An 18701-nucleotide genomic window follows, 5' to 3' on the forward strand; every position below is an offset into this window, starting at 1 on the left:
GTCTGTCTGTCTGTCTGTCTGTCTGTCTGTCTGTCTGTCTGTCTGTCTGTCTGTCAAGTATTGTTTGCCGCTTTCGTCAAATGTCAAGAGGTAATCGCGGTAATAGTTGTATTGTTGCTTTCTAAGGTGCAATTCTGCTTCCAGCGTAGCTTCCAGCTCGGTGAATTTGTCAAGTATTTTTACGATTTTTTGCTGGATTTCCAGGGGTGGGATGGGGATAGCCAATATAGCTAAATCTTTTGGATAAACATGTGGAACTCCTGATCCCTTCTTCAGATTATGAATTTTTTCCTGATTTTGCAAAAGGAAATGATAAGTGTAGCGAGTGTTTAATATATTGAGGCTTGGTTTTATCGAGAAGGCGTCGCTTACAAAAATTGGTTCATTCCAATACATAACAAATCCTGCATACGCACCACTTCCCGCAATAGTAATGGTTTCACCTATACGATTTGCTTCATTATGATAATAAGCTGGTTGTTGTCCTCCACTAATTACGGGAATCCCGCCATCAACTGCAACTTTAGCAGTAATAATAGATCCTCTTTTTAATTCAGCAACTTCCCCCAACAGCTTCCACTCCACCGTCATATTTTGCACTAATGCCATCAGGTTTTTAGCTTCGTCTTGAGGATTCATGATGTTTTGCCTCCTTTTTGTTTTTTTCCTGTGGTCAGTTGTTTTTGCGCTTTTTCCAGTTGCTGGATGCTTTTTTCCGGTGTCGGCTGTTCTTCTGGCATGGTGCCGCCGAGTTCGGCGATGGTTTGCCGCACTTTTCGCCCGACTTCGAAATGTGCCTGATTGGCCTGTGTCTTGCCCTTGATGTGGTCACGGCGCAGTTTTTCTTCGGTTTGGGTAGCGCGGAAGAGTTTGGCGGCCAGCTCGCTGGCGTTCATGTGATCCAGTATTTTCTGGCTCTTTTTCAGCCCTTTGCGTTTGTGGATGCCCTGGTTGTCCAGACCGCCGTAAAGTCCTTTATAGCCGTGGTTCTGAAAGGTGGCGTATTCCACGGGTTTTTCCACGCCTGCTTCTTTGGCGGCAGCGGCCAGATCGCTGTTGTGGGTGCGGATTTGTCCGCGCAGCAGCAGGCGCTGTTTGTCTTCGCTGAGTTGGCGGAAGGTTTCCGTGTCTTGCAATTCCTGGCGGCGGGTCTGCACGGCAAAGTAGGTCTGCCCGGCGGCGATGACGTTTTTGTTCGGGTCGCCGTTTTGTACGATCAGGTAGCAGGCATAGCGGGAAAGGTGGAAGTCTGTCTGTTGCCGCTGTGCGCCTGAGCCAATGACGACCATTTTAACCGTGCGGTTAAAATGGTCTGCGACCGCATAGCCGGACTGTGCGCAGGCAGTTTGCGCTTTCGTAATGACTGCCATGAATTTTTGCCAGGTGGAATAGTCAAGCAGGTGTTGCAAATCCCTTGCTGACCAGTATTCGTTGCCCGCCGCATCGGTTTGGCGGGCGTTTTCAAAGGGGCTTGTGGCCATTTTTCGTTTCCGTTGTGTTTGGGTTGAACTTGCAAGAATGGCTTGCAAGTTACCGTTTTTCGCAGGGTGAAGCCCGCGTAGCATTACTGTGGTGGGCTGAAACCCACCCTACGGCAGGTTATTTTTGTTTTTGGTGTCATGCCTCTATCTCCGCGATGACTTCATCTATCTCGCGGCGCAGTTGGTCGATTTTGGCGACGGTGGCGCGGATGTCGGCGTTGAGTTGCGTGATGTCGATGATTTCGCGGGTGTCTTCGGCTTCAACGTAGCTGCTCACCGCCAGGTTGTAGTCGTTGGCGCGGATGGTTTCTTGTGCGATGTTGCAGGCGATGTGCGGCACGTCGGCTTTTGCAGCGAAGTGTTGCAGGATTTGTTCGATGTGTTCGGCGGTGAGGATGTTGTTGTTGGTTTCTTTTTTGAAGTAGCGGCCGGCGTCGATGAATTGGATGGTGGTGTCGGTTTTGTGTCTGGAAAGCACCAGGATGTTGACGGCGATGGTGGTGCCGAAGAAGAGGTTGGGCGCGAGGGCGATGACGGTTTCGACGTAGTTGTTATCCACCAGGTAGCGGCGGATTTTCTGCTCCGCCCCGCCGCGATAGAAGATGCCGGGGAAGGAGACAATGGCGGCGCGGCCCTTGGCGGAGAGGTAGCTGAGGGCGTGCAGGATAAAAGCGAAGTCGGCTTTGGATTTTGGCGCGAGGATGCCGGCAGGAGCGAAGCGGTCATCGTTAATCAGGGTGGGGTCGTCGCTGCCGATCCAGTTGAGGGAATAGGGCGGGTTGGAGACGATGGCGTCAAAGGGTTTGTCGTCCTTGAGTTGCGGGTTGAGCAGGGTGTCGCCGAGGGCGAGGTGGAATTTGTCGTAGTTGATGTTGTGCAGGAACATGTTCATGCGGGCGAGGTTGTAGGCGGTGTGGTTGATTTCCTGCCCGAAGAAGCCTTCTTCGATTTTGTGTTCGTCGAACTGTTTTTTTGCCTGCAACAGCAGAGAGCCAGAGCCGCAGGCGGGGTCGTAGATTTTGTTCACGCTTTCCTGCCCGAAGAGGGCAAGGCGGGCAATCAGTTGCGAGACGTTCTGCGGGGTGAAAAATTCGCCGCCGGATTTGCCCGCGTTGGCGGCGTAGTTGGAAATCAGGTATTCGTAGGCATCGCCGAAGAGGTCAATGTGATGGTCTTCAAAACTGCCAAAATCGAGCTCCGCCACGCCTTTGAGAACGGCGGCAAGGCGTTTGTTTTTGTCGGCGACGGTGCTGCCAAGGCGGTTGCTGGTGGTGTCGAAGTCGTCAAAGAGACCTTTGATTGCCGCTTCGGACGGGTAGCCGGAAGCGGATTTTTCAATGGCGCTGAAGATGGCTTTCAGCTCGGTATTGAGCTGGTCGTTCTTGTGGGCATGAGCGGCGACGTTGCAAAAGAGCTGGCTGGGGTAGATGAAGTAGCCTTTGGTTTTGACGGCGTTATCCTTGATTTCCGGGGTGATGATGTCGTCGGTCATGGCGGCATAGCCGACACTGGCATCGCCACCCTGGATGTAGTCGGTGAAATGCTCGCTGATGAAGCGGTAGAAGAGGGTGCCAAGGACGTATTGTTTGAAGTCCCAGCCGTCCACGGCGCCGCGCACGTCGTCGGCGATTTTCCAGATGTGGCGGTGTAGTTGGGCGCGTTGTTGGCTCGCTGTCATGGGGGTTCCTGTGCTGTGGGTTCGGGGATGGGCATTATAGGAGGGCATCAGGCGGCGGTAGCGGAATCCGGCGCGGCCTGATGTGCATCTCTGCCCGCTGCTTTCGCGGTGGTGCCGGGACAGGTTACAGACGGTGTCGCCGCGCGATCACCCAACGTCGATGATGCTTCCGGGGTGAAGGCACCTCGCGCCGCTTGACGCCGATGTCTGCAAGGCAATGGAAGGGGCGGGGAAGTGCGGTCAAGATGAAAACGGGCGGCGGGTGTCAGGGATGCGCGGCGTCGCCCAGTTCTGCCGCCCGGCAGGGGTTGTGCCGCAGCAGGATGGCGGCACACGCGGCGGGGTCGGCGCAGTTTTCGCAGCCGTCCGCGTCGCGCACGTAGATGCCTGCCGTCCGGTGGCATTCGAGTTTGGCGGCCAGCATGGTTTGCAAGCTGTCATAGCACACCCAGTCGCCCTGGTAGAGGAAATGCACGCGGCCGTGGGCCTGCGCCTGCACATGGCATTCCACCGCATAGCATTCGCCCTCGAAGCAGAAGACGGGCAGCAGGTGCGGCGGGTAGGGGACGAAGTCCGCCTCTTCTTCCTGCGCCGGGGCGGTGGCGGGGGAAGCATCGGGCGGCGTCATGTCGCGATTGACGCTGCACATGGCAGCATTGACATCATTCCATAATGCCCGTTCCGCCAGCGCTTCTTCCAGCGTCATGAAGGCGTGGTAGTTAAAGAGCGGTGTGTTCGGCGCGCCCTCTTCGGTCGCCGTACTGCCATTGCGCCATTGGTACAGCGTGAACCATTCTTCCGGCGGCTGCCATGCGAAACCGGCAGCGCGTAACCGGGCAGTCAGGGCGGCGCGCGACAGCCCGGGTTGCAGCGCTGCCGGATAGGCGGGGTCATGCTGCGCAGCAATGGCGGCGAGTTGTGCGAGGATGGCGGACAGTGGCATGGGGTTGTTCTCCTAAAAAAGAAGCCGGATGGTGTCCGGCTTCGGTGATGCGGCGGGTCAGTGCAGTACGCGCTTCATCAGGTTTTCGATCGGCGCAATCAGGTAGGTGTCGCGCCAGATTTTTTCGCGCGCCGCCCAGCAGACGAGCCACAGCGCGATGTACAACGGCCACGGCGCGTGGATGACGGTCAGCCAGGCGGTGAGGGCGATCGCCCACGCCCACGGGTAGTTGGCATAGAAACGCGGGATGAGGATGCACGCTGCAAGGAACAGCAAGACGATGATGATGCTCATGAAAACTCCTTCGGAAAAAGCGGGCGCAAGGATAGCACGCGGCGCATCTGCGGGTGATGCCGGATTCAGCGCGGCGTGCGAAAGCGCCACTGCACGCAGGCAAAGAGCACGCTGCCCGCGAGCGCCAACGCCGCTCCGGCGAGGCCGATAAATGCCAAATCGCCGTGCTGCATCACCAGCCGCCCGATGAGCGCGCCGCCGCCGATGCCGATGTTGTAGATACCGGAATAAATGGCAGTGGCGACGTCGGTCGCATCCGGCGCGAGGCGCAGTACGCGCACTATCAGTGCGAGGCCGAGGGCGGCAATGCCGATGCCCCAGCAGAAGACCAGCGCGAACAGTGCCGGCGGTGAGGCGCCGAGCGGGCGCAAGAGCAACAGGGCGGCGCAGAGCAGCGCGATGGCGCAGGTGAGGAAACGGGTCGGCATGCGTGTGTGCAGGCGGGCGAAGAGCACGCTCGCCACCATGCCGGAGAGACCGAAGACGAGGAGCAGCGCTGTTGTCGCGCCTTCGCCGAGGTGGCTGAATTGGCTGGCGAACGGTTCGATGTAGCTGTAAGCGGTGAAGTGAGCGGCGATGATGAGGGCAGTGAAGGCGTAGAGACCGAGCAGCAGCGGGCGGCGCGGCAGCAGCAGAAAGACGGCGAGCATCACGGCGGCAGCGGCGATGGCAATCAGCGCAAATGTCGCCCGCCAGCCGAGCCACTGCCCGATAAGGCGGCCGAGCGGCAGGCCGAGCACAGTCGCCAGCGCCGTGCCCATCGACAGCCAGCCGATGGCCTGTTGCTGTTTGCCCGGTGGCGCGAGGCGTACCGCCAGTGCGGTGGTAATCGCCCAAAATATGGCATGCGCCAGCGCCACGCCGATACGCGAGACGAGCAGCACGCCGAAATTCCATGCCAGCGCACTGAGCACATGACTGGCGATGAAGAGGGTAAAGAGGGCGAGCAGCAGGCCGCGCCGCTCCAACTTTGTCAGCAGCAGCATGCAGGGCAGGGAGGCGAGCGAAACGACCCAGGCATAGACGGTCAGCATCACTCCGGTCTGCGCCGCGCTCATGCCGAAACCGGCGCCGATATCAGAGAGCAGCGCGATGGGGGTGAATTCGGTGGTATTGAAAACGAAGGCGGCGATGGCGAGGGTCAGCACGCGTGACCAGGCAAGGCGGCGTGCGGTGTGATGCAAGGATGAGGGGAGATTGTGTTCGGGCGGCATTATTGTTCTCCTGAGCGGAAGGGACGTGGGAAGTGGATGGCGCGGTCACGCTGCGTCAGGCGGTAGCCCATCGCGTTACGGCCGAAGCCGCCGCTGGTCATACCGTCTTCGCGCAACAGCCCCGCGTCCAGGGTGCGTTTGCGGAAGGCGCTTTTGTCAAGTTCCCTGCCGAGGATGATTTCATAAACGCGCTGCAACTGCGGCAGGGTGAAGGGTTCTGCCAGCAGAAAGGCGGGCAGCGAAGTGTATTCCACTTTGCTGCGCAGACGCGCCAGGGCGGTGCGCAGAATATCGTTGTGGTCAAAAGCCAAGGGCTGTGCGCAGGCGGCATCAGCCTGCGGCCAGGCGGCGGCATCGGGCGGCGGTGGCACCAAAGCAAAATAAACGTGTGTCGCCGTCCAGCCGCGCGGGTCGCGGGTGGCGCTGCCCCAACTGCCGAGCTGTTCCAGATAGGGCGCGGCGAAGCCCGTTTTTTCGCGCAGTTTGCGCAGGGCGCAGTCGTAGAGGGTGGCATCGCGGGCGATGTCAATGTAGCCGCCGGGCAGGCAGGGCGTGGCGGGGTAGGGTTCGTTCGGATCGGGCGGGCGGCGGCTGAGGAGGACGCGCAGGGCACTGTCGGCGACGGTGAAAATCACCACATCGACGGTGGTGTACGGTTGCGGGAAAGCGGTCGGGTTCATGGCGGGATAACGGCGGAAAACAGGAGTGGTATTCTACAACTCCCCTTCCCGTCAGGAGTACGTCATGACCCCAACCATTCCCGCTTCCCACCTCATCTACGCCATGTCGGCGGAAAACCCGCCCGCGCTGCGCGTGGCGGACGGCAGCCGCGTCCGCTTCGAGACCTGCGACTGCTTCACCGACCAGATCCGGCAGCCCGGCGACACTTTCGAGCAACTGGACTGGAACCGCATCAATCCGGCGACCGGGCCGCTGTACGTTGAAGGTGCCGCGCCGGGCGACACCCTGCGCGTACACATTCACCGCATTGACCTGAATACGCAGGCAGTGCTGGCGACCCTGCCCGGCGCGGGCGTGGCCGGCGCCCGCCTCATGGCGGGACGCATTGATTTCGTGCCGGTGGCGGAGGAGCATATCGTGCTGTTCGACCGGGTGCACCTGCCGCGCCAGCCGATGATCGGCGTCATCGGCACCGCGCCCGCCGGGGAAGCGGTCAGTTGCGGCACGCCGGACACACACGGCGGCAACATGGACACGAAAATCATCGGCGCGGGCACGACCCTGCTCCTGCCGGTCAACGTCGCCGGGGCGCTGCTGGCGATGGGCGATTTGCACGCGGCGATGGGCGATGGCGAAGTCGGCATCTCCGGACTGGAAATCCGGGGCGTGGTCGAGGTGGAAGTGCGCGTCATCAAGGGTCGCCCCTACCCGCTGCCGCTGGCGGTTACGGCGGACGCCTGCCACACCATCGCCTCCGCGCCGACGCTGGATGAAGCGGCGGCAATGGCGACGCTGATGACCACCGACTTGCTCTGCACCCACGGCGGGCTGGACACGAACCGCGCCATCGCCCTGCAAAGCATCGCCGGCGATGTGCACATCTGCCAGATGGTTGATCCGAACCGCACCTGCCGCTTTACCCTGCCGCGCGCGGTGTGTGAGCAACTGGGGATGGCGCTGCCGTAAGGTTACGCCCCGCATCGTCGCGCACCCGCGCCGGGGTGCAGCCGTAGTATTGGCGGAAAGCCTGGATGAAGCTGGAGCTGTGGCGGTAACCGCAGCGCCAGGCGATTTCGCCGATGCTCGCCGTGCCCGTGGTCAGCGCGTGCAGCGCGTATTGCATGTGTTTGTGGCGCAGCCATTCGCTGGCGGTGATGCTGCAACTGTCGCGCAGGCGGCGTTGCAGGGTGCGTTCGCTGATGTGCAGCGCCGCCGCCAGTTCGCCGACCTGGTGTGCGCCGCCGGCAAAGGCGCGGTCGAGACGGGCGCGGAAGGTGTCGTCAGGCGCAGGTGGGATGGCCGCCGCATCATGCAGCGGGTAGTGCGCGGTCAAATCCTGCCACAACGCCGCCAGCAGTTGCAGCACGGCAGCCTCGCGCAGCAGGGTGGCGCTGAAATCGTCCGCCTCCGCGCGCAGGCATTCGCGCGCCCGGGCGGCGATGGCGGCATTGAGCGGCCAGACGCGCACGGTTTCGGCATACAGCGCGGGCAGCAGGCGGTTGTAATCGCTGTGCGCCAGCCAGCCCTCGATACCTTTCAGGGTGATTTTGGCGGTGGTCTCGCCCCGGTGCAGATAGCGGCGGAAGACGGTTTCCCGGCCGCTGGCAATCAGGATGGTCTTGCCGCCGGCGGCATTCAGGCGGCAGTGTTCGCAGTCAATGGCGAAATCAAGCCCGCCTTCGAGCAGGATGATGAAGCTGATATAGGGCGGATTGAGGCGGCTGCACTGCCAGTCGCGCACAGCGGTGAAGTGGCCGCCGTGAATGGCAAGGCCGCTGTGCAGGGTGCGGAAATCATAATTGCCGCTGAAATAATCGGCGCTGCCGCCGTGGGCGACGAGGCGCATGAACTGTTCGCTGTTGAGGTGGGAAGTGTCGTTCATTCAATGCAGGTTGTCGGTTTTACCGCGTCATTGCCTGCATATTACCACCCGGAAGGCCGATAGAATACAAACAATTCTCAACGAGGAACCCCCACCATGCCCATCCGTACCCTGCTTGCCGCCGCCGTCGCAGCGGCGCTCGCCCCCGTCAGCCATGCCGCCGATACCGACACGCTCGACACCATCTTCATCAAGACCCAGCGCGACTACAGCGCCGCCGCCACCGAAACCGTGCGCGATTACAGCACGCCGACCTCGACCGTCGGCACGAAAATCCCCGCCACCTTGCGCGACATCCCGCAATCCATCAGTATCATCACCAACCAGCAGGTGAAAGACCGCAGCGTCGAAACCCTCGACCAGCTTGCGCGCAAAACCCCCGGCCTGCGCGTGCTCTCCAACGATGACGGCCGCTCTTCCATCTACGCGCGCGGCTACGAATACGACGAATACAACGTGGACGGCCTGCCCGCGCCCATGCAAAGCATCAACGGCACCCTGCCGAACCTTGCCGCCTTCGACCGCGTCGAAATCATGCGCGGCCCCAGCGGCCTCTTCGACAGCAGCGGCGAAATGGGCGGCATCGTCAACCTCGTGCGCAAACGCCCCACCGCCGACTTCAAAGCCAGTGTGAACGCCGGCTTCGGCAGCGACAAACAATACAAAGCCGGCGGCGACATCGGTGGCAGCCTGAACCGCGACGGCAGCCTGCGCGGCCGCGTCCTCGCCGAAACCGCCGGCAAATCCGCCAAACCCGCCAAAACCAACAACCACCACGAAACCGCCTACGCCGCGCTCGACTGGGACATCACCGCCGACACCACCGCAGGCGTCGGCTACCTCTACCAGACCCGCCACCTCAGCCCGGACAACGGCCTGCCGGCCTACGCCGACGGCAGCCTGCTGAAACTGCCGGAAAAAACCTTCGCCGGCGCCAAATGGAACAAATTCAGCATGCAAAGCCACGACGTCTTTGCCGACCTCAGCCACTACTTCGCGAACAACGCCTTCGGCAAAATCGGCGTGCGTTACAGCGACCGCAGCGCCGACTTCAACTACGCCTTCCCCGGCAGCGCCCTGAAAGCCGACAACACCACCACGCCGACCGGCCTCGGCGGCAGCATTGACCAAAGTGCCATCACCGCCGATGCCAGCTACAGCCAGCCCTTCCGCTGGGGCAATATGCAAAACGAATACGTCGTCGGCGCCGACTACAACCACTTCAAAACCACCACCGACCAGGGCCGCGCCCGCGCCCTCGGCGGCAACATCGACTACCGCAGCTTCTCCACCCTCAACTACACCGACATTCTCGGCAATGCGCGTAGCGGCACACGCGGCTACACCCTCAGCCACAGCGAAGAAACCCTGGACGAAGCCGGACTCTACGGCAAAATCACCATCCGCCCCATCGACAGCGTCTCCCTCATCGGCGGCGGCCGCCTCGGCCACTACCAAATCAAGAACGGTGACGGCAGCGACAGCCAAAAACGCGACGAAACCCGCTTTACCGGCTACGCGGGCGCCGTGTGGGATTTCAGCAAAAACAACAGCCTCTACGCCTCCTACTCCCAACTCTACCGTCCGCAAAGCGCGCTCGGTACCGACAACAAACTCCTCAAAGCACGCAAAGGCGACCAAATCGAAGTCGGCTACAAAGGCAGCTACCTGGATGACCGCCTGAATACCCGTGTCTCCCTCTACCGCCTGCAAGACAAAAACGCCGCCGCGACCATCGTCGGCGACACTACCCACTACGCCGCCCTCGGCAAACGCGTCATGCAGGGTGTTGAACTCGAAGCCAGTGGCGCACTCACCGACCGCTGGCACATCCACGCCGGATACAGCTACCTCGACAGCGACATCAAAACCGCCGCCACTACCCGCGACGACGGCATCTTCCTGCTCATGCCGCGCCACAGCGCCAACCTGTGGACGACCTACGACATCACCGACCAAATCACCCTCGGCGGCGGTGTCAACACCATGAGCGGCATCCGCTCCTCGCAGGGCATCAAGGGCGGCGGCTACGCGACTGTGGACGCGATGGCGGCTTGGCGCATCACCCCGAAACTGCAAGCCCAACTGAACGTGGACAACCTCTTCAACCGCCACTACTACACCCGCGTCGGCAGCCAGAACACCTTCAACATCCCCGGTGCCGAACGCAGCGTCATGGCCACCGTACGTTACGACTTCTGACGGGCAATAACACATGAGACAACGGGCCGCCCGCCCGATAACGAAAAACCGCTGCTCCGGCAGCGGTTTTTTATCAGCCTCCGACGGTGCGCAAGCAATCCCGCCGAACGGGCGATCGCATAAAAATAGAAGCCGTGCTGTGGATAGCGCGCACCGGCAGCCCGTGGCGGGATTTGCCCAGGGAATTTGGCAAATGGGACAGTATGTCCCGGCGTTACCGCCGCCGGAGCAAAGCAGGGCGCTTTACTAGAGGCTTTGAGGAAATCAGCGCTGAGGCGGATATGGAATATGCCATGGTTGATGGCACCATTGTCAAAGTCCACCGCCACGACCGGGGCATAAAAGGGGACCCGAAATCAGGCCATAGGCAAGTCCAAAGGCGGCATGACCAGCAAAATACCGGCATTGACGGATGCTTTGGGGAATCCGGCGGGATTTTGCCTGCTACCCGGGCAACGCCATGATATTTGCGGAGTTGGGTCTTTGCTTAAAAGACAAGGGATGTGGAGCACTGCTGGTATCTGGCTGCGAGCATTATCGCCTCGCAATAATGTCAACAGACCCTAGACTTTTTTTACTATTCCCGTTAATATTCATTAAAACTCATTGAATAGAAGAGGTGAAAGTTATTGTATCTGCCGGAATCTTGATTCCATAAATCATCAAGGCGTTTTTCTACAGAATCATTCATCACCGGATGCAGCAATCATCTTTGCATTCCATGCCAATTTAGAGGAGTTTTCTCATGTCGGATTCTACCCCGCAAACGGCGCAGCAAGGCCTGCCCACGCTGCCCCAAAGTACTATCTGGATGATCAGCTTTGGCTTTCTCGGCGTGCAGACGGCCTTCACCCTGCAAAGCTCGCAGATGAGCCGCATTTTCCAAACACTCGGCGCTGACCCGCACAGTCTCGGCTGGTTCTTTATCCTGCCGCCGCTGGCGGGTCTTTTGGTACAGCCTATCGTCGGCCATTATTCGGACCGCACTTGGGCACCGCGTCTCGGCGGTCGCCGCCTGCCGTATCTGCTGTATGGCACATTGATTGCCGTGCTGGTGATGATTTTGATGCCGAACTCCGGCAGCTTCGGCTTTGGCCCGCTTGCCGCGCTGGTATTTGGCGCGCTGATGATTGCCCTGCTGGATGTGTCGTCCAACATGGCAATGCAGCCGTTCAAGATGATGGTCGGCGATATGGTTAACGACGAGCAGAAGAGTTATGCCTACGGTATTCAGAGTTTTCTCGCCAATGCCGGTTCGGTGATTGCCGCCGTGTTGCCGTTCGTGTTTGCCTATATCGGTCTTGCCAATACCGCGCCACAGGGCGTGGTGCCGCAGACGGTGGTGGTCGCGTTTTATGTCGGCGCGGCGCTGCTCGTCATCACCAGCGCCTTCACGATTTTCAAGGTGAAGGAGTACGACCCTGCCACTTATGCCCGTTATCACGGTATTTCGGTACAGGACAATCAGGACAGGGTGAGCTGGCTGACGCTACTGAAAACCGCGCCCAAGGCCTTCTGGACGGTGTCATTGACGCAGTTTTTCTGCTGGTTTGCCTTCCAGTATTTGTGGACGTATTCCGCAGGCGCGATTGCCGCCAATGTCTGGCAGACCACAGACGCCGCTTCTGCCGGCTATCAGGAAGCGGGCAACTGGTACGGGATGCTGGCGGCGGTGCAGTCCATCGCGGCAGTCGCGTGCTCGTATGTGCTGGCGAAGGTGCCGAACCAGTTCCATAAGCACGGTTATTTCGCCTGTCTGGCGCTGGGTGCGCTGGGTTTCCTCTCCATCGCCTATGTCGGCAATAAATATGTGCTGATTCTGTCCTTTATCCTGGTCGGCATTGCCTGGGCGGGGATTATCACTTACCCGCTGACGATCGTGACCAATGCCCTTTCCGGCAGACATATGGGCACTTATCTCGGCCTCTTTAACGGCTCGATTTGTCTGCCGCAAATTGTCGCTTCTTTATTGAGTTTCGGTCTTTACCCGTTACTGGGCGGCACACAGGCCAATATGTTTATTGCCGCCGGGATTATCCTGCTTGCCGGCGCGTTTTCGGTGTTCCTGATTAAGGAAACGCACGCCAAGACGGATCACGCCTGATGGATGCGCTGTCCAAACCGTTCGGCACCCTGCACGGGGTGCCGGTCGTCGGCTATTACTTGGAAAATGCGCGCGGCACACGGGTGTGCGTGCTCAATCTCGGCGGTATCGTCCAGGATTACTCGCTGCGCACAGATAATGGCCGCCTGCCGCTAGTCATCAGCTACGACAATGCCGCCGATTATGTGCAGAACCCGTTTCAGATTAACAAGCAGATTGGCCGCGTCGCCGGCCGCATCGCCGGGGCTGCATTCGACCTCTTCGGCAAATCCTGCCGCGTGGAGGCGAACGAAGGGCGTAACGCCCTGCACGGCGGTTCGCACGGGCTGGCGGGGAGGCTCTTCACCGTGCAGCGGCTGGATGCACAGTTACTGCGCCTCAGCACGACCGTGACCGCGGCGCAGGACGGCTACCCCGGCGACCTTGAACTCCGCATTGATTACCAGCTGGACGCGGACGACCGCCTCATCCTCCGCTACGAAGCGACAGCGCACGGCGACACTGTGTTTGACCCGACCCTGCATATCTACTGGCGCCTGCCGCGCGGCCTGCACGGCTGCACCCTACACATCCCGCAGGGCGAACATATCGCCGTTGATGCGGAAAAACTGCCGCTCAATGCAGACGACAACCCCGCTTACGACTTCCGCCACGCGCGTCCGTTGGATGATGCCGTGCGCGCAAGCGGGGGGTTTGACGACATCTACCGCGTCCCCGCTGACATCCACCAGGCAGCAGCCATCCTGAGCACCCCCGACTACCGCGTCCGCCTCTATGGCGACCGCAACGGCCTGATTATCTTCACCGCCGCGCCGCAGGACGGCACCGCGCATGACGCGGGCACTTACGACGCACTCGCCACCGAACTGCAAACCCTGCCCAACAGCCTGCACCGTCCCGAATACGGCGACATCCGCCTCAAAGACGGTGCACGCCACCAATCCACCATCATCTTCCAACCCGAAAGAGGACACTGATATGTACCTGAGAATCATGGAAATCCACCCCTGGAGCATCCGCAGCACCAAACTGGAAAAAGAACACAAACGCCTGCAAGAAAGCCTGACCAGCCTCGGCAACGGCTATATGGGCATGCGCGGCAACTTCGAAGAAACCTACACCGGCGACAGCCACCTCGGCACCTACATCGGCGGCGTGTGGTTCCCGGACAAAACCCGCGTCGGCTGGTGGAAAAACGGCTACCCCAAATACTTCGGCAAAGCCATCAACGCCTTGAATTACAGCAAAGTCGCCATCTACGTTGACGGCCAGGAAGTTGACCTCGGCAAGCACGCCCCCACCGACTTCGTCCTCGAACTCGACATGCACAGCGGCGTCCTGCACCGCCAGTTCACCCTCTTCGGCGTCCAGTTCCGCATCAGCAAATTCCTCTCCGTCGCGCAAAAAGAACTGGCGCTCATCCGCTGGGACATCACCGCCACCGACGGCAAAACCCACAAAGTACGCATCGACGCCGTCATTGACGCCGACGTGAAAAACGAAGACGCCAACTACGAAGAAAAATTCTGGCAAGTACTGGCGCGCGACGTTACCGCCGACCGTGGCAGCATCGCCACCCAAACCGTCGCCAACCCCTTCGGCGTCGACCAATTCATCGTCAACGCCGAACAAACCTTCGCCGGCGACTTCACCGCTACCGGCCACGACAGCAGCGACTGGCGCGTGACCAACCGCTTCGAAGCCGAAGTGGGCGCGGCGCCGAAAACCTTTGAAAAACGCGTCATTATCACCACCAGCCGCGACTACGACGGCCTCGCCGCCGTACAAAAAGCCGGACGCGACCTCTCCGCGAAAATCAGCAGACAAAACCACGCCGACCTCCTCGCCGCCCACGAAGCGGGCTGGAAACAGCGCTGGGATATCGCCGACGTCGTCATCAGCGGCAACGACGAAGCCCAACAAGGTATCCGCTTCAACCTCTTCCAGCTATTCGCCACCTACTACGGCGAAGACGCCCGCCTCAACATCGGCCCCAAAGGCTTCACCGGCGAAAAATACGGCGGCGCCACCTACTGGGACACCGAAGCCTACGCCGTGCCACTCTACCTCGCCCTGGCCGAGCCGAACGTCACCCGCAACCTGCTCAAATACCGCCACAACCAGCTGCCGCAAGCCCAGCACAACGCCCGTCAGCAAGGCCTCGCCGGCGCGCTCTACCCGATGGTTACCTTCACCGGCGTCGAATGCCACAACGAATGGGAAATCACCTTCGAGGAAATCCACCGCAACGGTGCCATCCCTTACGCCATCTACAACTACACCAACTACACCGGCGACGACAGCTACCTCGCCAAAGAAGGTCTGGAAGTGCTGGTCGAAGTCTCGCGCTTCTGGGCGGACCGCGTCCACTACTCCAAACGCCACGGCAAATACATGATCCACGGCGTGACCGGGCCGAACGAATACGAAAACAACATCAACAACAACTGGTACACCAACACCCTCGCCGCCTGGGTACTGCAATACACCCTGGACGCCCTGCAAAAACACCCGCGCCCCGATCTCAACGTCAGCGACGCCGAACGCGGCAAATGGCAGGACATCATCGCGAACATGTACTATCCCGAAGACAAAGAACAGGGCATCTTCGTCCAGCACGACGGCTTCCTCGACAAAGACATCCGCCCCGTCTCCGCCCTCTCGCCGGACGACCTGCCGCTGAACCAAAAATGGTCGTGGGACAAAATCCTGCGCTCGCCCTTCATCAAACAGGCCGACGTCCTGCAAGGCATCTACTTCTTCGGCGACCGCTACACCCTCGACGAAAAACGGCGCAACTTCGACTACTACGAACCGATGACCGTGCACGAAAGCTCGCTGTCGCCCTCCATCCACGCCATCCTCGCCGCCGAACTCGGCAAAGAAGCCAAAGCCGTGGAAATGTACCAGCGCACTGCCCGCCTCGACCTCGACAACTACAACAACGACACCGAAGACGGCCTGCATATCACCTCCATGACCGGTTCATGGCTGGCCATCGTCCAGGGCTTTGCCCAAATGAAAACCTGGGGTGGCACCCTCAGCTTCGCGCCCTTCCTGCCATCAGACTGGACGGGCTACACCTTCCATATCAACTACCGTGGCCGCCTGATAAAAATAGAAGTGGACGGCAAAAACGTCACCCTGCGCCTGCTCAAAGGCGACGCCCTGCCGCTCAAACTCTACGGCGAAACCCTGACCCTGAAAGACAGCCACAGCGCGCCGCTGCAAAAAAACGGGTAAAAAGCGCCCCCCACAGAGAAAATCCCTTCCCCCCCCGCTTGCGGGGGAAGGTGTCGCGCAGCGACGCAAGGGGGGGAGACTATGCGCAAACCCCGCGTACGCCGCTTGACGAATCTCTGTCGCGTACAAAAAACAACACAGGAGAACAACCATGACCTACCAAGCCGTCCTCTTCGACCTTGACGGCGTCATCACCGACACCGCCGAATACCACTACCTGGCCTGGAAAAAACTCGCCGAAGAACAGGGCATCCATATCGACCGCGCCTTCAACGAACAACTCAAAGGCGTCTCGCGTGACGATTCCCTGCGCCGCATTCTCGCCCACGGCGGCAAAAGTGTGGACGATGCCGAATTTGCCCGCCTGACCACGCGCAAAAACGACAACTACGTCGAAATGATTCAGGCCGTCCGCCCTGAAGACGTGTACCCGGGCATCCTCGCCCTGCTGCAAGCCCTGCGCGCGGCGGGCAAAAAAATCGCGCTGGCCTCGGCGAGCAAAAATGGCCCCTTCCTGCTCGAAAAAATGCAGCTCACCGCCTACTTCGACGCCATTGCCGACCCTGCCGCCGTCGCCCACTCCAAACCGGCGCCGGACATTTTCCTCGCTGCCGCACAAGGCGTGGGGGTGGACATCCGCGACTGCATCGGCATTGAAGACGCCGCCGCCGGCATCACCGCCATCAAAGCCGCCGGTGCGCTGCCTGTCGGCGTGGGCAAAGCAGAAGACCTGGGCAGTGATATTGCCCTCGTCCCCGATACTGCCCACCTGACTCTCGCCTATTTAGATGAAGTTTGGGCGGCGCTGCATTGAAGCATCAATGCGACAAACAAAATAAAAAGCCCCTTGATGGAGCCTTTTTTCTTCTACCGAACTTGTGATAAAAAACCGGCTTGATGCCGGTTTTTTATCGCAGAAAGCAGCTTATTTCTTGCCGTACTTGCGTTTGAAGCGATCAACACGTCCGGTGGCGTCAACGATGTTTTGCTTGCCGGTGTAGAACGGGTGGGACTGGCTGCTGATGTCAACGCGTACCAGCGGGTATTCTTTGCCGTCGGTCCAAATGATGGTTTCTTTGGTCTCAACGGTGGAGCGGGTGAGAATGGCGAAGTCGGCACTGTTGTCCTTGAAGACGACGGGGCGGTAGTTCGGATGAATATCGGGTTTCATGGGGTCTCCTAAAATTCCGGTTTGCTATGGAAAAAACCGCGCGATTTTATCGGGTTACACCGCCTGTTGCAAGGTGCGCCCGCCATTCCCCGGTAAAGGCGGCAGCGAGGGCATCGCCCGCCGCTGTCGGGCTGAGAGGGATGCCGAGATCGCGCAGTTGCGTCATGTGCATGCCGATGAGGCCGCAGGGATTGATGCGGGTGAAGGGTTCGAGATCCATGTCCACGTTCAGGGCGACGCCGTGATAGGTGCGGCCGTTGCTGACTTTCAGGCCAAGTGAGGCGATTTTTTGCCCGTCCACATAGACGCCGGGGGCATCGGGGCGGGCGATGGCGGTGATGCCGTGTGCACGCAGGAGGGTGATAACGCTGTTTTCGATCATGCTGACCAGGGAGCGGATACCCGTGCCGCTGCGGCGGATGTCGAGCAGCAAGTACATGATGATTTGCCCGGGGCCGTGGTAGGTGATTTGTCCGCCCCGGTCGATGTGGATGACGGGGATGTCGCCGGGGGCGAGCAGGTGTTCGGCTTTGCCCGCTTGTCCTTGGGTGAAGGTTGGCGGGTGTTGTACGAGCCAGAGTTCGTCGGCGCTGTCCGCGTCGCGCCCGGCGGTATAAGCTCGCATGGCGTCCCAGGTTTCCCGGTAGGGACACAGGCCGAGGTGGCGGGTGTGCATGGGTCAGAAGAGGAGTTTGATGCTGTGCCAGGCGCGTTTGAAGAAGCCCGCTTTGTTTATGCTGTCGCCGGCAACGGCGGGCAGGGTGGCATAGACTTTGTCGCCGATTTTGACGCGGATGGTGCCGATTTCCTGTCCGGCGGCAAGCGGGGCGATAATGGGTTTGTTCAGGTCAAGCGAGAAAACAACCTGGCTTTTGGCGTTGACCGGCAGTATGAGCTTGACATCGTGCTGCGGGCGGACGTTGACTTCGTTTGCCGTGCCTTTGTAAACAGGGACGGTGGACAGGTTTTGCCCTTCCTTGAGGACAACCATTTCTTCGAACTGGGCGAAGCCGTAGTTGAAGAGCGCCTGGGTGGCATCGTAGCGGTCGCTTTCTTTGTCTGCACCGAGGACGACGGCAATGAAGCGGATGTCGCCGCGTTTTTCGGAGCTGGCGAGGCAGTAGCCCGCTTCTTTGGTATGTCCGGTTTTCAGGCCGTCAATGCTGGCATTGCGCCACAGCAGGCGGTTGCGGTTGTCCTGCTTGATTTTGTTGTAGGTGTAATTTTTTTGGCCGTAGAGGTGGTAGTACTGCGGGTGATCGTTGATGATGTGGCGCGAGAGGGTGGCGATGTCGGCAGCGGTGGTGTAGTTTTCGGGGTCGGGCAGGCCGGTCGGGTTGGTGTAGTGGGTGTTGGTCATGCCGAGTTCTGCCGCTTTGCGGTTCATCATGTCGGTGAAGCCGTCGGCCGAGCCGCCGATGTATTCGGCCAGTGCCACGGCGGCATCGTTGCCCGACTGGATGATGAGCCCTTGCAGCAGGTCTTCTACGGGGACTTGTTTGTTCACTTCGATGAACATCCGCGAGCCTTCCTGTTTGTAAGCGTTTTGGCTCACGGTGATGGGGGTGTCCGGGGTCAGTTTGCCGTTTTCCAGCGCTTCGACGACCAGATAGGCGGTCATCAGTTTGGTGATGCTGGCGGGCGGCAGTTTTTCGTCGGGATTTTTGCCGAGCAGGACCTGCCCGCTCGCGGCGTCGGTGAGGATGTAGCTTTTTACCGGCAGTTCGGGGGCGTTTTGTGCCAAGACAAAGCCGCTGTAAACAGCGGCGATGATCAGGATGAGTCGGCGGAACAGGTGTCGCATCGCC

The 18701-nt window shown here is 60.0% G+C and carries 17 protein-coding genes and 1 pseudogene; 7 read left to right on the forward strand and 11 right to left on the reverse strand.

Annotated elements, in window-relative coordinates; all coding sequences use genetic code 11:
* The 7 genes from Q0562_RS11595 to Q0562_RS11625 all read right to left on the reverse strand — a co-directional run.
* Positions 1 to 639 (reverse strand): restriction endonuclease subunit S (locus tag Q0562_RS11595; protein ID WP_298644548.1); only part of this gene is annotated, 639 nt, incomplete at its 3' end.
* The gene (dinD, locus tag Q0562_RS11600; RefSeq protein WP_298644550.1) at positions 636 to 1481 is read right to left on the reverse strand and encodes a DNA damage-inducible protein D; all 846 of its coding nucleotides are present in this window, start codon (positions 1479 to 1481) and stop codon (positions 636 to 638) included. The genes Q0562_RS11595 and dinD, both read right to left, overlap by 4 nt.
* Positions 1482 to 1617: 136 nt before the next feature.
* A complete protein-coding gene (locus Q0562_RS11605) occupies positions 1618 to 3159 on the reverse strand; it encodes a type I restriction-modification system subunit M (protein ID WP_298644551.1) in 1542 nt (513 codons plus the stop codon).
* 265 nt (positions 3160 to 3424) lie between these two features.
* Entirely contained in the window at positions 3425 to 4102 is a 678-nt protein-coding gene (locus Q0562_RS11610) for a hypothetical protein (RefSeq protein ID WP_298644552.1), read from the reverse strand.
* A gap of 57 nt (positions 4103 to 4159) precedes the next feature.
* Positions 4160 to 4396, reverse strand: coding sequence for a hypothetical protein (locus Q0562_RS11615; protein ID WP_298644553.1), 237 nt, complete (start codon positions 4394 to 4396; stop codon positions 4160 to 4162).
* A gap of 65 nt (positions 4397 to 4461) precedes the next feature.
* A complete protein-coding gene (locus tag Q0562_RS11620; RefSeq protein WP_366144776.1) occupies positions 4462 to 5610 on the reverse strand; it encodes a sugar transporter in 1149 nt (382 codons plus the stop codon).
* Positions 5610 to 6290: an NUDIX domain-containing protein gene (locus Q0562_RS11625; RefSeq protein ID WP_298644555.1), complete on the reverse strand. Its 681-nt coding sequence runs from the start codon at positions 6288 to 6290 to the stop codon at positions 5610 to 5612. Before Q0562_RS11625 ends, Q0562_RS11620 begins: the two co-directional genes overlap by 1 nt.
* Before the next feature lie 64 nt (positions 6291 to 6354).
* Here Q0562_RS11625 and Q0562_RS11630 point away from each other — a divergent pair, with 64 nt between their 5' ends.
* Positions 6355 to 7257, forward strand: a complete 903-nt coding sequence (locus Q0562_RS11630; RefSeq protein WP_298644556.1) for an acetamidase/formamidase family protein — start codon at positions 6355 to 6357, stop codon at positions 7255 to 7257.
* Here the strand turns inward: Q0562_RS11630 and Q0562_RS11635 are convergent.
* Positions 7208 to 8173, reverse strand: coding sequence for a helix-turn-helix transcriptional regulator (locus tag Q0562_RS11635; RefSeq protein ID WP_298644557.1), 966 nt, complete (start codon positions 8171 to 8173; stop codon positions 7208 to 7210). The two genes, Q0562_RS11630 and Q0562_RS11635, sit on opposite strands and share 50 nt — an antisense overlap.
* Before the next feature lie 96 nt (positions 8174 to 8269).
* Here Q0562_RS11635 and Q0562_RS11640 point away from each other — a divergent pair, with 96 nt between their 5' ends.
* From Q0562_RS11640 to pgmB, 6 genes and pseudogenes are all read left to right on the forward strand, one after another.
* The gene (locus Q0562_RS11640) at positions 8270 to 10375 is read left to right on the forward strand and encodes a TonB-dependent siderophore receptor (protein WP_298644558.1); all 2106 of its coding nucleotides are present in this window, start codon (positions 8270 to 8272) and stop codon (positions 10373 to 10375) included.
* Between the two features lie 113 nt (positions 10376 to 10488).
* Positions 10489 to 10804, forward strand: a pseudogene (locus Q0562_RS11645) (transposase); the annotation flags it as partial.
* Positions 10805 to 11120: 316 nt separating this feature from the next.
* Entirely contained in the window at positions 11121 to 12479 is a 1359-nt protein-coding gene (locus Q0562_RS11650) for an SLC45 family MFS transporter (RefSeq protein WP_298644559.1), read from the forward strand.
* Positions 12479 to 13456: a galactose mutarotase gene (locus tag Q0562_RS11655; RefSeq protein WP_298644560.1), complete on the forward strand. Its 978-nt coding sequence runs from the start codon at positions 12479 to 12481 to the stop codon at positions 13454 to 13456. The genes Q0562_RS11650 and Q0562_RS11655 overlap by 1 nt, the downstream gene beginning before the upstream one ends.
* 1 nt (position 13457) lies before the next feature.
* A complete protein-coding gene (locus Q0562_RS11660; RefSeq protein ID WP_298644561.1) occupies positions 13458 to 15722 on the forward strand; it encodes a glycoside hydrolase family 65 protein in 2265 nt (754 codons plus the stop codon).
* A 151-nt stretch (positions 15723 to 15873) separates the two neighbouring features.
* On the forward strand, positions 15874 to 16536 hold the full coding sequence (gene pgmB, locus Q0562_RS11665) for a beta-phosphoglucomutase (protein ID WP_006985973.1): 663 nt from the start codon (positions 15874 to 15876) through the stop codon (positions 16534 to 16536).
* A 111-nt stretch (positions 16537 to 16647) separates the two neighbouring features.
* On the opposite strand, the gene Q0562_RS11670 is transcribed toward pgmB, so the two are convergent.
* Genes Q0562_RS11670 through Q0562_RS11680 form a run of 3 tightly spaced genes read right to left on the reverse strand, consistent with a single transcriptional unit; the run spans position 16648 to position 18697 of the window.
* Positions 16648 to 16893 (reverse strand): type B 50S ribosomal protein L31, encoded by a 246-nt coding sequence (locus tag Q0562_RS11670; protein WP_298644563.1) that lies wholly within the window; start codon positions 16891 to 16893, stop codon positions 16648 to 16650.
* Positions 16894 to 16939: 46 nt separating this feature from the next.
* Positions 16940 to 17569: a lipoyl(octanoyl) transferase LipB gene (gene lipB / locus Q0562_RS11675; RefSeq protein WP_298644564.1), complete on the reverse strand. Its 630-nt coding sequence runs from the start codon at positions 17567 to 17569 to the stop codon at positions 16940 to 16942.
* Positions 17570 to 17572: 3 nt separating this feature from the next.
* Positions 17573 to 18697, reverse strand: a complete 1125-nt coding sequence (locus tag Q0562_RS11680) for a D-alanyl-D-alanine carboxypeptidase family protein (RefSeq protein WP_298644566.1) — start codon at positions 18695 to 18697, stop codon at positions 17573 to 17575.
* Between the last annotated feature and the right edge of the window lie 4 nt (positions 18698 to 18701).

The organism is uncultured Cardiobacterium sp. (assembly GCF_938028825.1).
GTDB lineage: Bacteria > Pseudomonadota > Gammaproteobacteria > Cardiobacteriales > Cardiobacteriaceae > Cardiobacterium.